This is a genomic window from Umezawaea sp. NPDC059074 (assembly GCF_042738955.1).
Classification (GTDB): domain Bacteria; phylum Actinomycetota; class Actinomycetes; order Mycobacteriales; family Pseudonocardiaceae; genus Umezawaea.
Genome location: NZ_JBHYHC010000066.1, coordinates 1 through 15,350 on the forward strand (window position 1 = coordinate 1; position 15,350 = coordinate 15,350).

The 15,350-nt window shown below is 70.0% G+C and carries 17 protein-coding genes; 4 read left to right on the forward strand and 13 right to left on the reverse strand.

Annotated features, from left to right (window positions below; all coding sequences use genetic code 11):
• Window positions 1–476: 476 nt before the first annotated feature.
• From ACFWW9_RS27000 to uraH, 8 genes are all read right to left on the reverse strand, one after another.
• Complete coding sequence (locus ACFWW9_RS27000; RefSeq protein ID WP_390383591.1) at window positions 477–857, reverse strand: gamma-glutamylcyclotransferase; 381 nt, start codon at window positions 855–857, stop codon at window positions 477–479.
• 12 nt (window positions 858–869) lie between these two features.
• Window positions 870–2,291, reverse strand: a complete 1,422-nt coding sequence (locus ACFWW9_RS27005) for an NCS2 family permease (RefSeq protein WP_390383592.1) — start codon at window positions 2,289–2,291, stop codon at window positions 870–872.
• Between the two features lie 107 nt (window positions 2,292–2,398).
• The gene (locus ACFWW9_RS27010) at window positions 2,399–2,881 is read right to left on the reverse strand and encodes a nucleoside deaminase (RefSeq protein ID WP_390383594.1); all 483 of its coding nucleotides are present in this window, start codon (window positions 2,879–2,881) and stop codon (window positions 2,399–2,401) included.
• A gap of 67 nt (window positions 2,882–2,948) precedes the next feature.
• Entirely contained in the window at window positions 2,949–5,174 is a 2,226-nt protein-coding gene (locus ACFWW9_RS27015) for a xanthine dehydrogenase family protein molybdopterin-binding subunit (protein ID WP_390383596.1), read from the reverse strand.
• Entirely contained in the window at window positions 5,171–6,526 is a 1,356-nt protein-coding gene (locus ACFWW9_RS27020) for an 8-oxoguanine deaminase (RefSeq protein WP_390383598.1), read from the reverse strand. Before ACFWW9_RS27020 ends, ACFWW9_RS27015 begins: the two co-directional genes overlap by 4 nt.
• Window positions 6,523–6,984 (reverse strand): (2Fe-2S)-binding protein, encoded by a 462-nt coding sequence (locus ACFWW9_RS27025; protein WP_390383599.1) that lies wholly within the window; start codon window positions 6,982–6,984, stop codon window positions 6,523–6,525. The genes ACFWW9_RS27020 and ACFWW9_RS27025 overlap by 4 nt, the downstream gene beginning before the upstream one ends.
• On the reverse strand, window positions 6,975–7,847 hold the full coding sequence (locus ACFWW9_RS27030; RefSeq protein WP_390383601.1) for an FAD binding domain-containing protein: 873 nt from the start codon (window positions 7,845–7,847) through the stop codon (window positions 6,975–6,977). The genes ACFWW9_RS27025 and ACFWW9_RS27030 overlap by 10 nt, the downstream gene beginning before the upstream one ends.
• Window positions 7,847–8,146 (reverse strand): hydroxyisourate hydrolase, encoded by a 300-nt coding sequence (gene uraH / locus ACFWW9_RS27035; RefSeq protein ID WP_390383603.1) that lies wholly within the window; start codon window positions 8,144–8,146, stop codon window positions 7,847–7,849. The genes ACFWW9_RS27030 and uraH overlap by 1 nt, the downstream gene beginning before the upstream one ends.
• A gap of 130 nt (window positions 8,147–8,276) precedes the next feature.
• On the opposite strand from uraH, the gene ACFWW9_RS27040 reads away from it, so the two are divergent.
• Together ACFWW9_RS27040 and ACFWW9_RS27045 are read left to right on the forward strand one after the other, a co-directional pair.
• Window positions 8,277–9,785, forward strand: coding sequence for a PucR family transcriptional regulator (locus tag ACFWW9_RS27040; protein ID WP_390383605.1), 1,509 nt, complete (start codon window positions 8,277–8,279; stop codon window positions 9,783–9,785).
• Between the two features lies 1 nt (window position 9,786).
• Window positions 9,787–10,179: a hypothetical protein gene (locus tag ACFWW9_RS27045; RefSeq protein WP_390383679.1), complete on the forward strand. Its 393-nt coding sequence runs from the start codon at window positions 9,787–9,789 to the stop codon at window positions 10,177–10,179.
• 61 nt (window positions 10,180–10,240) lie between these two features.
• On the opposite strand, the gene ACFWW9_RS27050 is transcribed toward ACFWW9_RS27045, so the two are convergent.
• The 5 genes from ACFWW9_RS27050 to ACFWW9_RS27070 form a co-directional block, all read right to left on the reverse strand.
• Window positions 10,241–10,651 (reverse strand): Imm1 family immunity protein, encoded by a 411-nt coding sequence (locus ACFWW9_RS27050; protein WP_390383607.1) that lies wholly within the window; start codon window positions 10,649–10,651, stop codon window positions 10,241–10,243.
• A 2-nt stretch (window positions 10,652–10,653) separates the two neighbouring features.
• Complete coding sequence (locus ACFWW9_RS27055; RefSeq protein WP_390383609.1) at window positions 10,654–12,075, reverse strand: DUF1996 domain-containing protein; 1,422 nt, start codon at window positions 12,073–12,075, stop codon at window positions 10,654–10,656.
• A 184-nt stretch (window positions 12,076–12,259) separates the two neighbouring features.
• Window positions 12,260–13,495, reverse strand: coding sequence for a hypothetical protein (locus tag ACFWW9_RS27060; RefSeq protein ID WP_390383611.1), 1,236 nt, complete (start codon window positions 13,493–13,495; stop codon window positions 12,260–12,262).
• A gap of 7 nt (window positions 13,496–13,502) precedes the next feature.
• Window positions 13,503–13,799 carry a hypothetical protein gene (locus ACFWW9_RS27065; RefSeq protein WP_390383613.1) on the reverse strand — a complete coding sequence of 99 codons (297 nt, stop codon included), beginning with the start codon at window positions 13,797–13,799 and terminating at the stop codon, window positions 13,503–13,505.
• On the reverse strand, window positions 13,796–14,056 hold the full coding sequence (locus tag ACFWW9_RS27070; RefSeq protein ID WP_390383615.1) for a zinc finger protein: 261 nt from the start codon (window positions 14,054–14,056) through the stop codon (window positions 13,796–13,798). The genes ACFWW9_RS27065 and ACFWW9_RS27070 overlap by 4 nt, the downstream gene beginning before the upstream one ends.
• A gap of 43 nt (window positions 14,057–14,099) precedes the next feature.
• Between ACFWW9_RS27070 and ACFWW9_RS27075 the strand changes: the two genes are divergently transcribed.
• Entirely contained in the window at window positions 14,100–14,954 is an 855-nt protein-coding gene (locus ACFWW9_RS27075; RefSeq protein ID WP_390383617.1) for a helix-turn-helix domain-containing protein, read from the forward strand.
• A 17-nt stretch (window positions 14,955–14,971) separates the two neighbouring features.
• Window positions 14,972–15,208, forward strand: a complete 237-nt coding sequence (locus tag ACFWW9_RS27080) for a DUF397 domain-containing protein (RefSeq protein ID WP_390383619.1) — start codon at window positions 14,972–14,974, stop codon at window positions 15,206–15,208.
• The last annotated feature ends 142 nt before the right edge of the window (window positions 15,209–15,350 follow it).

Here is a 15,350-nt window from a genome sequence, read left to right on the forward strand (position 1 = left end):
GTGTGGGAGAGTAGGTCACCGCGGGGCAATCTTTCCCGGTGGGGGACTCCAGTTCTGGAGTCCCCCACCGGGCTTTTTTGCGTTTGGGGGTATGCGGTGGCGGGGGTCGCCTGGTCGTGAGGCCCCCCCGATTCACACGCTAGTCGAGGGGTCTGACAGTTTTGGTCAGCTTGGCGGCGGTCTGGGTGAACGGACCGTTCACGCGTCCTGGGAACCCCCGAAATCCACACTAGTCCAGGGGTACGACAGTTCTGGTTGCTGGCGAAGTTTCAGGTGAACGGACCGTTCATCGGCTCCGGGAGCCCCCGAATTCCACTCTAGCGGTGGGGTACGACAGTTTGTTGGCTGTGTCCTTGACGGAAGTGGGTGGTCGGGGAGCCCCCTGCTGGCCCGACCACCCCACGTCCGCGGTCCTCTCCACCCCCAGCGGGGAGGTCCTCATCTGGGAAGAGTGGGGAGGAGGGTGGCTGATACGTTCAGCCGCTCTTTTGCTGGGTCAGGTAGGCGTGCCAGTCACCTATGTGGGTGATGTCGACCAGGTCCGGGCTGGTGAGGTAGTTGGGTCTGAGGATGGTGGCGAGGCAGGCCGCGCCGTCGGAGAGTTCGATCACACCCAGCTCCAGCTCCGGGGGTTCTGAGGGGAGTAGGTGGTCGCGCAGGATGGTGAGGGGGAGGTCGTAGACCTCGCCTTTGACCGTCCCCGTTCCTGAGGCGTGCATGGCTGGGAAGCGGTCGCCTACGGAGAAGTACCGGTACTTCGGTGCGCTGGTCGCCTGGTAGAGCATGGGGGTGCCTTGCAGTTCGCCGTGGAGTGGGCCGCCGCGCATGCCGCCGCCGTTGAGGAAGATCAAGGTCATGGGGTCTCCTGGTCAGCGTAGGACTGCGGTGATGGCCTCGACGCCGAAGTAGACGACGAAGAGACCGGCGATGACCGTCATGAGCCAGCCGATCTCGCGCCACTGGCCCTTGCAGAGCTTGATGAGGACGTAGGAGATCAAGCCCGCGCCGATGCCGTTCGTGATGGAGTAGGTGAACGGGATCAGGGCCGCCGTCAGGAACACCGGGATGGTGTAGTCGGTGTCCTGCCACGGGATGCGGCGGACCTGGGCCATCATGAGGCCGCCGATCACGACCAAGGCCGGGGCGGCTGCTTGAGCCGGGACTACCGCTGCCAGTGGGGTGAACAGCAGCGTGGCGGTGAGGAGGGTGCCGGTCACGATGCTGGCCAGGCCGGTTCGTGCGCCTTCGCCCACGCCTGCCGCCGACTCCAGGAACACGGTGTTCGGGGAGGAGCCGGTGATGCCGCCCGCGATGGCTCCGGCACCGTCGACCAGCAGGATGCGGCCCATGCCCTCGACCTTGCCGTCCTTGGTGAGCCCGGCCTCGTCGGAGACGCTGGTGATGGTGCCCATGGCGTCGAAGAACCCCGAGAGCACGAGCGTGAACAGGAAGACCGTCGCACTGATCGCGCCCGCCGAGGCGAAGCCGCCGAACAGGTCGATCCGGCCGAACAGGCCGAAGTCGGGGGCGGCGACGATGCTGTCGGGCACGGTCGGCTCGACCAGGCCCCACCCCTCGACGTGGAAGAGGGAGTTCACCACGATGGCGAGCACCGTCGCCGTCCCGATGCTGATCAGGACCGCACCGGGCACGCCGCGGCTCATCAGGACGATCATGAGCAGCAGGCCTACCGCGAAGACGACGATCGGCCAACCCACGAGGTGGCCGTCGACGCCCATCCGCACGGGCACGGTGGAGTGGGCGGCGTCCGGGGTTCGGGTGACGAAACCGGCGCTGACCAGGCCGACGAACGCGATGTAGAGGCCGATGCCCACGGTGATGGCGATCTTCAACGGGGCCGGGATGGCGTTGATGATCCGCTCCCGGACGCCGGACACCGCCATGACGACGATGCAGACGCCTTCGAGCACCACCAGGCCGAACGCCTGCGCCCACGTCATGGTCGGGGCCATCTGGAACGCGACCACGCCGTTCACCCCGAGCCCCGCGGCCAACGCCAACGGGGCGTTGCCGACGACGCCCATCAGGATCGTCATCACGCCCGCCGCCAGCGCCGTGGCGGTCGTGAGCTGCTCGGTCGACAGGCGGGCGCCGGTGATGTCGGCGGACGCGCCGAGGATCAGCGGGTTGAGCAATACGATGTACGACATCGCCACGAAGGTGGTGATCCCACCGCGCACCTCGCGGCCGAGGGTGCTCCCGCGTTCACCGACGCGGAAGTACCGGTCGAGGGGTGTTCGTGCGGGGATGTCATTCCTTAGCTGGGTCATGACGTCCTTCCCGTGCCGGTGGGCGCGTTCGGCGGGGCCCGTGCTTGCCGGCCTCGGTCCCGTCGAACGCGTTTTCTTTTCGGTGCCCCGGTCGGCACCAGGTCTTCCTAGTAGTCGACGCGGTCGGCGCGGGACAGCCAGGCGCTGAAGGGCGCGTTGTCCACGTCGGTGCTGACCCGGTCGACGGGCAGGCTCCAGTCCTCCCTGGGCTTGCCGAACAGCTCGTAGAACTCGCGGTCGTCGAACCCGGCCGCGGCGGCGTCGTGGCGGTCGGCGGCGAACACCACCCGGTCCACCCGCGCCCACAGGGCGGCCGAGAGGCACAGCGGGCACGGCTCGCACGACGACACCAGTACGCACCCGGTGAGCTTGAAGTCGCCGATCGTCTGGCAGGCCGCGCGGATCGCGACGACCTCGGCGTGCGCGGTCGGGTCGAGCAGCGGCGTGACCTGGTTGGTGCCCGTGGCGATCACCTCGCCCGCGCGGACGATCACCGCGCCGAACGGGCCGCCGCCGTCGGCGACGTTGCGCGTGGCCAGGTCGATCGCGTCGCGCAGCCAGGCCTGGTCGGCGTGCAGGGACGTGGTCATGAGTGCTCCTTGGGCGTGCTCGTCCGCGCCGCGGCCGGAAAAGGCCGCGGCGGGACGGGAGGGGTGACTAGGTCTGGGTGATGTGCTCTGGTCGGACCGGGACACGGGTGAGCGCCAGGCCGGTCGCGGCCCTGATGGCGGCCACGATGGCCGGGGTGGACGAGATCGTCGGCGGCTCGCCCACGCCCCGGACGCCGTAGGGCGCGTGGGGATCGGCCAGTTCGAGCACGTCGATGCTCATCGGCGGCATGTCGAGGACGGTCGGGATCAGGTAGTCGGTGAACGACGGGTTGCGCACCTTGCCGCCCGCGGTCTGGATCTCCTCCATGACCGCCAACCCCAGACCCTGCGCCGATCCGCCCTGGATCTGGCCCAGCACCGCCTGCGGGTTGAGGGCGTTGCCCACGTCCTGCGCGCAGTCCAGCTCGACCACCTTCACCAGGCCGAGCTCCACGTCCACGTCGACGACCGCGCGGTGCGCCGCGAAGCCGTACTGCACGTGCGCGTTGCCCTGCCCCGTTTCCGGGTCGATCGGCTCGGTCGCGCGGTGCCGCCACTCGACCGTCTCGTCGACCACGTCGTCGCCGAGCAGCTCCACCAGGTCCACTTCGGACAGTTCCCGCCCACTCGCGAGCTTGGCCAGCTTGTCGCGCACGGCCGCGCAGGCCGCCTTCACCGCGCCGCCGGTGACGTAGGTCTGCCGCGACGCCGACGTGGAGCCGCCGTTGCCGATGGTGGTGTCCATCGGCAGGATCGTCACGCGCTGCACGCCGAGTTCGGTCCGCACGATCTGCTGCATGATCGTCACCAGGCCTTGGCCGACCTCGCACGCCGCCGTGTGGGCGAGCGCGACGAGTTCGCCGTTGATGACCTGGACGCGCACGCGGGCGGTCGAGTAGTCGTCGTAGCCCTCGGAGAAGCACACGTTCTTGATGCCGACGGCGTAGCCGACGCCACGCACGACACCTTCGCCGTGGGTGGTGTTCGAGACGCCGCCGGGCATCGAGCGCAGGTCCACGGTCGTGGCCACGGGCGGCATCGGCTTGTCCTTCACCAGCTTCAACAGCTGCGCCACCGGGGCCGCTGAGTCGACGACCTGGCCGGTCGGCATGACCGAGCCCTCGGTCATCGCGTTCGCGATCCGCAGGTCGACCGGGTCCACGCCGAGCGCCTCGGCCAGCTTGTCCATTTGGGACTCGTAGGCGAAACCCGCTTGCACGGCCCCGAATCCGCGCATCGCGCCGCACGGCGGGTTGTTCGTGTACACGCCGTAGCAGTCGACTGTCACGTTGTCGACCTCGTACGGGCCGACGCCGAGCGTGGCGGCGTTCGCGACGACCGCGCCGGTGCTGGACGCGTACGCGCCGCCGTCGAGGAAGATCCTCGCCTTGACGTACACCAGTTTCCCGTCACGGGTGGCGCCGTGCTCGTAGTGCAGCACGGCCGGGTGCCGGTGCACGTGGCCGTAGAACGACTCCTCGCGGTTGTAGACCATCTTCACCGGCTTGCGGGTGTGCAGCGCCAGCATGCACGCGTGGACCTGCATCGACAGGTCCTCCCGGCCGCCGAACGCGCCGCCGACGCCGGACAGCGTGAGCCGCACCTTGTCCAGCGGCATCCCGAGCGCCGACGCGACTTGGCCCTGGTCGACGTGCAGCCACTGCGTGGCGATGTAGAGGTCGACGCCGCCGTCCTCGGCGGGCACCGCGAGACCGGACTCCGGGCCGAGGAACGCCTGGTCCTGCATGCCGACCTCGTACCGGCCGGTCACCACGACGTCGGCGGTCGGGGCCTGGTCGCCGCGCCGGATCGGCACGTGCCGCACCAGGTTGCCGCCGGGGTGCAACGGGGTGTCGTCGGCCGCGGTTTCCATGTCCACCACGGGTTCCAGGACCTCGTACTCGACCTTGATGCGCTTCATCGCGCGCGTCGCGGTCTCCGGGTGGTCGGCCCCGACGAGCGCGACCGCCTCACCCTGGTAGCGCACGACGTCGACCGCGAGCACGGGCTGGTCCTTGTGCTCCAGGCCGTACAGGTTGGAGCCGGGCACGTCCTGGTGCGTCAGCACGGCGTACACGCCGGGCACCTTCAACGCCTCGGTCAGGTCGATCGACACGATCCGCGCGTACGGGTGCGGGCTGCGCAGCGTCGAACCCCAGATCATGTCCTCGTGCCACAGGTCCGACGCGTAGGCGAACTCGCCGCGCACCTTGAGGTTGCCGTCCGGGCGCTGGGGGCTCGTGCCGATGCCCCCGGTGACGCTGGAGGTGAGTTCTGCGGGGGTGAGACTCATGCGGATACCTCGATCAGCTTCGCGCTAGCAGCCTTGAGTTCACGGGCCAGGTCGTCGGCGGGCGCGGTGCGGAGTTCGTCGTCGGACACCACGGTCCGACCGCCGACCAGCAGCAGCCTCAACGGCGGTTGCGGGCCGAACACCAGTGCCGCCACGGGATCGGTGATGCCCGCGTGGTCCACGCCGTCGAGCCGCCACAGCGCCAGGTCGGCGAGCTTGCCCGGCTCGATCGAGCCGATCTCGTCCTGGCGGCCGAGGCAGCGGGCGCCACCCATCGTGGCCAGCCACAACGCCTGCCGGAACGTCATCGCCTTCGGCCCACCGCGTTGCCGCGCCTGCATCACGGACTGGCGCAGCTCCGCGACCAGCCCACCGTCCTCGTTCGACGCCGCCCCGTCGACCCCGAGGCCCACGGGCGCGCCCGCGTCCAGCAGGTCGCGCACCGGCGCGATGCCCGTGCCCAGCCGACCGTTCGACGTCGGGCAGTGCGCGGACCCGGTGCCCGTCGCGCCCAGCCGCTTCACGGCGTCGCCGGACAGGTGCACGGTGTGCGCGAGCCACACGTCGTCGCCGAGCCAGCCGAGGCGTTCGGCGTACTCGGTGGGCGTGCAGCCGTTCTCGGCCTGGCACTGCTCCTCCTCGTCGACGGTCTCGGCGAGGTGGGTGTGCAGGCGGACCCCCTTGCGGCGGGCCAACTCCGCCGCGCCGGTCATCAGCTCGGGGCTCACGGAGAACGGCGAGCACGGACCGACGGCCACGCGGACCAGCGCGTCGCGCGCCGGGTCGTGGTAGTCGTCGACGGCCTTCTCGGTGGCGGTCAGCGCGGCCTCGGTCTCCTCGACCAGGTTGTCCGGCGGCAGCCCGCCGTGCGACCGGCCGCGGTCCATCGACCCGCGGATGGCGTGCAACCGGATGCCGATCCGCCTGCCCGCGCCGACGAGCGCGTCGAACTGGTCGCCGCCCTCGCGGGGGAACACGTAGTGGTGGTCCGCGGCGGTCGTGCAGCCGGTGACCGCGAGCCGGGCCAGGCCGGCGGACGCGGCGGCGTGCGTGACGCCCGCGTCCAGGCCGCGCCACACCGGGTACAGCTCGGTCAGCCACTCGAACAGGGTCGCGTCCTGCGCGAAACCCCTGGTGGCCCACTGGTAGAGGTGGTGGTGTGTGTTGACCAGGCCCGGCGTGAGCAGGCAGCCGGAGCCGTCGACGTAGGTGTGCGGGCCCTGCTGCGCGGGAGCGGGGCCCGCGCCGACGGACGTGATCGTGTCGCCCTCCACGACCACGTGCCCGTAGAGGTGCTCGGTGCCGACAGCGTCCACAGTGGACACCGCGACCCGGTCGATGACGGTGATCATCGGCGAGCCGCCGCGAGCCGCACGGCGTCCAGGATCTTCTCGTACCCGGTGCAGCGGCACAGGTTCCCGGCCAACGCCTCGCGGATCTCCGGGTCGCTGGGCTTCGGCACGCGGTCGAGCAGGTCGTGCGCCGCCACGACCAGGCCGGGCGTGCAGAACCCGCACTGCACCGCGCCCGCCTCGACGAACGCCTCCTGCACCGGGTCGAGCCGGTCGCCCTCGGCCAGGCCCTCGACCGTGCGCACCTCGCGGTCCTGCGCCTGGCCCGCGGCCACCAGGCACGAGCACACCGGGACGCTGTCCAGGTACACCGTGCAGGAACCGCACTCGCCCTGCTCGCAGGCGTTCTTCGAGCCCGGCAGACCCAGCCGCTCGCGCAGCATGAAGAGGAGGCTCTCGCCCTCCCACACGTCGTCGGCCTGCCGCTGCTCGCCGTTCACGGTCACGGTCACGCGCATGCGCGAGCCTCCTCGTCCAGGTGGTCCTGCCACGCCCAGCCCAGCGTCCGCCGGGCGAGCACGGCCAGTGCGTGCTTGCGGTACGCGGCGCTGCCGCGCACGTCGTCGATCGGGCTCGCGGCCTCGGCGACCAGCTCGCCGAACCGGCGCTTCACCGAGTCCAGCAGCGGTTTCGGCGCGTCCCAGTCCAGTTCGCCCGCCAGGAACTCCTCGGCGGCCGTGGCGTGCCGGGGCGTCGGGGCGGCCGAGCCCACGGCCGCGCCGACCCGCTTCTCGGCGGGGTGCAGGGCGATGGCGAACGAGCACACCGCGATGACCATGGCGTTGCGCGTGCCGACCTTCGCGAACTGCTCCGGGCCCGGCGAGGGCGTCAGGTGCACGGCCGCGATCAGCTCGTCCGGCTCCAGCGCGTTGCGCTTCACGCCCAGGTAGAACTCGGCGGCCGGGATCATCCGGGTGCCGCGCGTGGAGGCGACCTCGACGACGGCGTCGCCCGCCAGCAGCACGGGGTGCGTGTCGCCCGCGGGGGAGGCCGCGCCGAGGTTGCCGCCGACGGTGCCGCGGTTGCGGATCTGCGGCGACCCGACCGTGCGGGACGCCATCGCGAGACCGGGCAGCTGCGCGCCGAGCTGCTCGATGATCCGCGCGTACGGCACGCCGGAGCCGACGCGGAGCTTCCCGTCGACGGTCGACCACTCGCGCAGCTCGGCGACGCGGGTCAGGTCCAGCAGCGACGACGGCCTGCGGTGGTCGAAGTTCAGCTCGACCATCACGTCCGTGCCACCGGCGATCGGCACGGCGTCCGGCCGGTCTGCCTTCACGGCCAGCGCTTCGGCGAAGGTGTCGGGGCGGAGGAAATCCATCAGCTGCCTCGGTAGGTCGAGTACGCGAACGGGGACAACAGCAGCGGCACGTGGTAGTGCTCGGCCGGGTCGGCGACGTGGAACGTCAGCACGACCTCGGGGAAGAACGGCGCGATCGGCCCGGTGTCGAACACCAGCCGGTAGACGCCGACCTCGGTGGCGTCCCAGCCGGTGATCCGGCCGTCCGCGCCGGTCTCCCCGGCCGACACGAGCGTCCCGTCCGCGCGTTCGAGCCGCACGGCGAGCCCGGTGGCGGGTCGGCCGCGCTGCGCGTCCAGCACGTGGGTGGAGATCGTCACTCGCCCTCCAATCGGTGTGTGAGCCAGTACACAGAGCGGGGCCGGTCGACTGCTACGGCCCCGCGCATGAACCCAAGGCTCCTACAGGCAGTGCTTTTGTGCTTTCCTACAAACCCGATCGGACGAGGAGGTGGACGTGGTGCTGGTGCGCGCCCTGCTCGGGATGCCGGAGCTGCGCTTGCGCCTGAGGTCCGGCGACGAGCTGCTCGACCGGCCTGTGACCAGGCTCTACGGCACCGAACTACCTGATCCGGCACGGTACCTCTCCGGGGGCGAGCTGGTGCTGTCCGGACTGCTGTGGCATCGGGAAGCCGCAGATTGCGAGGTGTTCGTGTCGTCGCTCGCGCACGCTGGCGTGGCGGCGCTGGCGGCCAGCGAACCGGAGGCACGCGAGCTGCCGTCGACGCTGGTGGAGGCGTGCGCCCGGCACGGCGTGCCGCTGCTGGAGGTGCCGGTCGACCTGTCGTTCGCGACCATCACCGAACGCGTCGTGCTCGAACTCGCCGCCGAGCGGGTCGGCGACGCGGGGACCATGCTCGGACGGCACCGGCGGCTGCTGACCGTCGTCGCCGAGGGCCTGCCCGCGCTGGTGGAGGCCGGTGCGCGGGAGCTGGGCGCGAGCTGCTCGGTGCTGTCCACCACCGGGAGGCTCGTGGCGGGCGCCGAGGTCGACCAGCCCGCCGCGCTCGTCCGCGACTTCCTGCGCGCGGACCGGCTGCCGAAGGTCGTGCGCGGCACGACGCTGCTGCCGGTGGCCGACCGCGGCGGCGGCAGGCTCACCGGGTGGATCCTCGTCGTCGCGGGCGACCTGGCGCACGACGAGGTCGCAGCCGAGCTGGCCAGCCTCGTGGCGCTGGAGCGGTCGCGGATCGCGCAGGGCCGGGCGATCGAGAACCGGGCCGCCGGACCGCTGCTGCGGCTGGTCCTGGACGGGTCTGCGGGGCCGGGGGAGCTGCGGTCGCGGATGTCGGCGGCGGGCTTCGACCCGGACGCGCCGCTGCGGGTGCTGGCGCTGTCGGCGTCCGACCGCCGCGTCGACCTCGCGGCCGCCGTGCTGGAGGAGCTGGTCGCGCGGATCGCGCCCCGCGCCCTGGTCGCGACGATCGGGCCCGAGGTGTTCGCCGTGACGCCCGCGGACGTCGAGCAGGTGGCGGAGACGGCGCGGAAGGCGTTGCGGACACTGGAACCCGGCCTGGACTCGACCCGGCTGCTGGTCGGGATCAGCTCACCGGTCGGCGTGGCCGGACTGCGCGGCGCGCTGGAGGAGGCGTCGCACGCGCGGCGGCTGGGGGAGTCGCGGGCCGGGCGCACGTGCGTGGTGGCGGGCGAGGAGATCGCGCTGCACCAGCTGTTGTTGGCCGGGGTGCCGGAGGAGTTGCGGGCGTCGGTGCGGCGACGGCTGCTGGGCGCGGTGCTGGACTACGACGCCGAGCACGGCACGGACCTCGTGGGCACGCTGCGGGTGTTCCTCGACGACTCGGGCTCGTGGACGACCGCCGCCGCGAAGCTGCACGTCCACGTGAACACCCTGCGCTACCGGATCGGGCGGGTGGAGGAGCTGCTGGGCGTGGACCTGGGGTCGTTCGCCGTCCGGGTGGACCTCTACTTGGCCCTGCACTCGGGGTCCGGAACGCCGTAGCATTTCCGGTATGGCCGAGGTCCCGGTCCAGAACCTGGTTCTCTACGCCGTCGTGGTGGCCACGCCGGTGGTGCTGGGCTGGGTCGCCATCACGGCCCCGAAGGTGGCGCGGAAGATCAAGCGCCGAGCGCCGGTCGTGCCCGGCGGGCCGTCGATCGAACAGGTGTCGGCCGATCTGCGGCGCGTGCACCGGGTGCTGGCGGAGTTCGAGTCCGGCACCCCCGTGGTGCGCCGCCGCGGCGCCCGGCAGGCGTACGACGCGCTGCTGGTGCAGGCGTGCCGGGCCGTGGAGGTCGAACACCGGCTGGGCTACCTGCCCGAGGGCATGGACCGCGAACTGGAACGGCTGCGCGTCGAGGAGTCGCTGCGGTCCGCGGGACTCGCGATCCCGTGACCACCGCGGAGGAACCCGTACAGGGCGGGCCCCTCCACGGCGCTTCCGGCGACGGGGGACGTCACCGGGCCTGTTGCCACGGCACTCTCGTCGGCCGCTGACCGGTCACGAGGAACTCCTCGATGGCCACGGCCAGCGTCGGCACGGGGATCTCGCAGTGCGTGGGGAACTCGATCCCCGCGTAGACGGTCCGCTGGGGCGGGCCCTCGCCGAGCGTCACCCACGTGCCGGTGACGCTGTCGGTGAACAGGATCGCGCCCCGGTCACCCCGCACCCCGACCGTCACCTCGTGGTCCGGGTACCCGGAGTCCAAGGTGGGGCGGTCGGTGTGGATCAGCAGCGCGTTGTCGCTGCGCGGATCGGTGAGCCGGTCCAGCAGGCGCTGGACGTCGTCGCCCCGGCGCAGCTCGTCGACCTGGCCGAGCCACCCGCGGTCGCCCGTCACGGCCACCGAGTAGTGCGCCTCGATCATGCCTACTCCTTGCAGGTCTTGTTGCTGTTGATGCAGTCGACGAGCCGGTTCATGATCTGGTCGGACATGACGTTCGCGAAGTCGTCGTGGTCGGTCAGCGGGTCGTGCTTCTCGGCCGGGAACGAGTCGACCTTGTACTGCGCGTTCTGCTGCACGTCGGCCGGGATGTCGTAGGTCAGCGTGATGCGCAGCTGCGGGATCGCCTTGAAACCGTTCTGGCACTTGCCGTTGGCGTCGGCGAACGCGACGTGGTCGCGGTGGTTGGCGCTGTCGGTGTTCTTGCCGTCCCAGCAACCGGGGAAGTCGTGGATGCGCTTGACGTTGGCGCCGTTCGGGCAGATCGGGTACTTGTCGGTCAGCACCTTGTCCTCGAAGCCCGCGCAGGTCCAGGACGCCTTGGTGTTCTTGTCGCCGTTGATGGAGCGCTTGGCGTCGCCGTAGAGGATCTTGAGGAACTTCGGCATCGCCACGACGTCGCCGACCGGGCTGCCCCGGAAGGTGATGTCGGCGGCCTTCGGCTCCTGGATCACGCCGTCGTTGCCGGGGAGGTCGATCGCGGCGTCCTTGCCCAGGTTGGCCTCGTTCTGGGCCACGTCCGCGCCCGCCTGGCCGTTGCCCGCGTCGGCGTTCTGGTCCTTGTTGTTCTGGCCCTGCTTGTTCTGCTGCTGGTTGTTGTTGTTCTGGCCGTTGCGCTGGTTGCCGTTCTGGTCGTTGTTGTCGCGCTGGAGGCCCTGGGGCTTGTCGTTCTGGTTGTTCTGCCCGTTGTTCTGGCCGTTGCGCTGGTTGTTGCCCTGCTGGTTGTTGCCTTGCTGGTTGTTCTGGCCGTTCTTCTGCTGCTTGGCGTTCGGGTCGGCGGCGGCCGAACTGGGGGCGGCCGCGCTGGGGTCGGCGGCGGCCGAGTCGGCGGCGGCCTTGTCCTTGGCGGCCTGGCCGTTCTTCTGCCCGGCGGCGTTGTCCGCGGCGGCGGCCTCCGCCTCGCCCTTGTCGATCCGGATGACCGGCCAGAAGTAGGCGGACTTGTCACCGTTCGCGCAGGTGGTGCCACCAGCCTGGAGGCTCTGGTTGCTGGAGTTCGCGTCGGTCGTGAGGTTGCCGACGTAGTCGTGGAGGTGCTCCGCGCCGTTGTTCACGCCGGGCGCCGCGATGAAGTTGTCCCCGTTGAAGTGCTTGTTCTCGTTCAGACCGCAGTCGACCGTGAACGTGCCGGTGGTCGCGTCCTGCTGCGCCTTCGGGGTCTTGACGTTGGGCTTGACCTTGGTGATGTCGACGAACAGCGATTTGTCCGCGCCATCGGCCTTGGCCTCCCCCTGGTCCCCGGTGGTGGTGAACGCGACGGCCAGACCAACCGTGAGTGCCAATCCGGTCATTCCCGCTGTCAGCTTCGCGCGGCGGGAGAAGGTGTGCCGTCCCTGGGAACGCGTCATGTGATGTGTCACCTCGTCGTTTGGTACGCGCAGAGCGCTTCGAACCCCGGCCGCCTGACGGCGGTGGACACTGGGGCATACGTACCAATGCCGTGCCGATGCTCCTCCGCGATCCCGTCGTTATCGGTCCGTTATCTTCGGATTTCTGGACCAACGGGGTGTGCGGGGGGTGTGGCCTGGTGTTTCACGATTCCCTCACGGTTGGTGAATCGGCACCGACTTGAAGCCGATTTAAGGCCCGCCGGCCGCCGACGCCGTAGAACGCGCGGTCTGACGAAAGCCCTTGAGCCACATGGGTTTCCATCCCGAACCCAGCGGCGTGGAGGAGCGGAACGGGAACCGCCTCCACGGGCCGCACCGGTTCGTCGAGACCCAGCATCCGGTGAATCGTCAACCGGAGAACGGCCGCCGCCGACCCCGGTCGGGACGTGATCGACTCGACGAGCACCTCGTGTCCGCCGTGCGCCGCGTCGAGCTGCGGCAGCAGCGGCCGGGAGAGGTCGAGCACCGTCGCGCGCCGGGCCAGCACGTCGGCCGGACTGCCCGCGCGCACGTCGGGGAACGGGACCAGCGCGATCCGCCGACCGATCGCCGCCGCGTACTGCGTGGTCGACCCGTGGTCGCCCAGCACCACGTCGCTCGCCACCACCGCCGCCCGCCACCCCTCCTCGGGCGGGACCAGCAGCAGCCCGTCGCGCAGGCAGTCCGCCAACCACGACCGCACCTGCCACGGCCCGTGCACGGCCCAGGTGTTGGGGTGCAGCACCGCCGCCACGCGCGTCCGCTTGTCGGCCCGTTCGTCCAGCAACCGCCGGAACACCTCCGGGTGCGCGCCGAACACCGACTGCGGCGTCCACGTCGAGCAGACCGTGATCAGCTCCCGCTCGACGCCCAGCGCGCGGCGGTAGTGCTCGCGGTGGGGCAGGCTCGCGACCATCCGGTCCAGGCACACGTCTCCGCCGACCACGGCCGCGGGAACGGCCTCCGGGCAGGACTCCCGCAGCACGGCCAGTTCACCCTCGTGCGCCACCACGATGGCCGCCGCGACCACGCGACCGTTGCGCACCAGCGCTTCCCGCGCCAGCCCGTGCGACCGCCACGGGCGCGTCCGCGACTTCAACGCCCCCACGCCGTGCGGCAGCACCAGCACCGGCCCCCGCACCCGGTCGACACCGCGGTGGCTGGCGGCGAGCACCAGGTCGAACCGCTCGGCCACCGCCTGCCGCCAGGGCAGCACCACCCCGCCCAACCCGCGGACGAACTCCTCGGTCCCGTGCCACGCCCCGTCCCAGTCCGGCACCGCGAACACCACCTGCACGCGCAGGTCCCCCTCCAACACCGGCAGCACGTCCACCAGCCGCGTGCCAGCCACCACGTGCGGCACGAGCACCAACACGGTCTTCAGGCCCGCCCTGGTCACACGTCGCTCAGCACCCGGTCCGACCGGTCCTTTGATCCACTCCATACCCGCCAGCCTGCCCGCGCGGACGTCTCGGAAGCGCGCCGGCTGTTGGTGTGACGCAGCCGTTGATGTAGCCGTTGATGATGTGCCCGGCATTTGTGTGGTCGAGTAGTAATTGGCCGGTGGTCAAAAGGTGGTCGGCTAGTTCGCGTTGGGAGTCCGGGTTTACCGGGGTGGCGCCCAGGGTGGCTATGAGGAAATCCGTTACGTGGGTGGTGACGTGTTTCAGTTCCGCTAGTAGTTCGCGGTCTTCCTTGATCATGTGCGGGTCTTCGCGGTGTCGTAGCACTGTTGGCAGGTGGGCCAGAGCCACTCCGTCTTGGTGTTTCGTTGGCGGGGTACTTGCAGGTCAAGGCCGCAGAAGGTGTGGCCCTCGTCGCCTGGTAGGAGGTCCTGGGAGATGACGTGGCGGCCGCCGTGGGCCGGTTGCCAGCGGAAATCGAGCACGGGTCGAGGATGGCGCTTAGGGGGTGTTGTTAACCACGGGGAACGGGGTTTTAACGGTTGTCCCCACACCATCGTGGTAGTGGTGTCGTGGGGATTCGGCTTTAGAGTTGGGTGGGTGAGCGACTTTCAAGCCTCCATGATCGAGCGGGCCATTGGGCGGACGTTGCGGAAGTGGCGGCGGGGGAGGGATTTGAGTTTGGTGGAGGCCGGGCGGTTGATGCGGTGCTCCAACGCGAAGATTTCGATGATGGAGAACGCTGTGCGGCCCATCAACCCCGTGGACGTGATGGCTGCCGGGTTCGCCTACCAGGTGTCGGGGCCCGAGCGGGACAAGCTCTACGGCGACGCGGTCTACGCGAAGCAGCAGCGGCTGATCGACGGGGTTGAAGGTGGGCTGCTGTTCGACGCCGCGCTGGACTACATCGAGTTGGAGTTCGAGGCCTCGTTGTTGCGGATCTTCCGGTTCGACCTGCTGCCGGGGCTGCTCCAGATCCCGGAGTACACGAGGGCGACCATCCGGGCCGATGATCTTGAACGGGTGGAGGTGATCCTGGCGCAGCAGGAGGTGCTGAGGGCTGAGAGGCAGGCGCGGCTGCACGAGAAGGATCCACTGCGGGTGCGAGCCGTGTTCAACGAGGCGATCACCCGGTCGGTGGTGGGTGGGCCCGCGGTGATGAGGGCGCAGTTGTTGCACCTGATGGCGCTGACCGAGTTGTCGAACGTCGAGATTCGGATCATGCCGTTCAGCCAGGGGGCCTATCCGGGGATGGGGTCGACCTTCACGCTGATGTCCTTTCCGCACGAGCAGCACGTCGATGTGGTGTACGTGGAGAACTTCATGCAAGGGCAGTACATGGAGCGCCCGAGTGATCGCGAGCTGTGTAACCTCAGGTTCGAGGGCATGTGGAGACTCGCGATGAGCCCCGAGGAGTCGCTGGAGCTGATCGCGGAGGCCGCCGAGAGCTTGTAGTGGCTAGGGGGAGCGCGATGAGTGAGATCCAGTGGCGCAAGTCGAGCCGGAGTGTCAGCCAGGGGGCGTGCGTCGAGGTCGCAGTCTCCTGGCGTAAGTCGAGTCGCAGCGTGAGTCAGGGCGAGTGCGTCGAGGTGGCGTACGCCGGGCTGGTGCGGGACTCGAAGGATCCCTCTGGGGCTGTTCTTGCTGTTGGGCGGCGGGGTTTTGCTGCTTTCGTGGGCGCTGTGAAGGCCAATCGCTTCGGGGGCTGATGCATGTGCCATCATGTGATTAGGCCATGAAGGTTATTCGCATCTCTTATGGTGATGTGATCTCCATTCGACCTGTCGGTTTGCTGAAGAGCGGTGGTTCAGCCACCGTCACTGCGAAAGACTCCTGCGTGCGGGCACAAAC

Coding starts and splice junctions, on each gene's coding strand:
- ACFWW9_RS27030 (WP_390383601.1), bottom strand. CDS start 7,847: ATGGATTTCCTCCGCCCCGACACCTTCGCCGAAGCGCTGGCCGTGAAG.
- ACFWW9_RS27000 (WP_390383591.1), bottom strand. CDS start 857: ATGACCTTGATCTTCCTCAACGGCGGCGGCATGCGCGGCGGCCCACTC.
- ACFWW9_RS27015 (WP_390383596.1), bottom strand. CDS start 5,174: ATGAGTCTCACCCCCGCAGAACTCACCTCCAGCGTCACCGGGGGCATC.
- ACFWW9_RS27025 (WP_390383599.1), bottom strand. CDS start 6,984: ATGCGCGTGACCGTGACCGTGAACGGCGAGCAGCGGCAGGCCGACGAC.
- ACFWW9_RS27065 (WP_390383613.1), bottom strand. CDS start 13,799: ATGATCAAGGAAGACCGCGAACTACTAGCGGAACTGAAACACGTCACC.
- ACFWW9_RS27050 (WP_390383607.1), bottom strand. CDS start 10,651: ATGATCGAGGCGCACTACTCGGTGGCCGTGACGGGCGACCGCGGGTGG.
- ACFWW9_RS27020 (WP_390383598.1), bottom strand. CDS start 6,526: ATGATCACCGTCATCGACCGGGTCGCGGTGTCCACTGTGGACGCTGTC.
- ACFWW9_RS27005 (WP_390383592.1), bottom strand. CDS start 2,291: ATGACCCAGCTAAGGAATGACATCCCCGCACGAACACCCCTCGACCGG.
- ACFWW9_RS27010 (WP_390383594.1), bottom strand. CDS start 2,881: ATGACCACGTCCCTGCACGCCGACCAGGCCTGGCTGCGCGACGCGATC.
- ACFWW9_RS27070 (WP_390383615.1), bottom strand. CDS start 14,056: ATGGTGTGGGGACAACCGTTAAAACCCCGTTCCCCGTGGTTAACAACA.
- ACFWW9_RS27055 (WP_390383609.1), bottom strand. CDS start 12,075: ATGACGCGTTCCCAGGGACGGCACACCTTCTCCCGCCGCGCGAAGCTG.
- ACFWW9_RS27080 (WP_390383619.1), top strand. CDS start 14,972: ATGAGTGAGATCCAGTGGCGCAAGTCGAGCCGGAGTGTCAGCCAGGGG.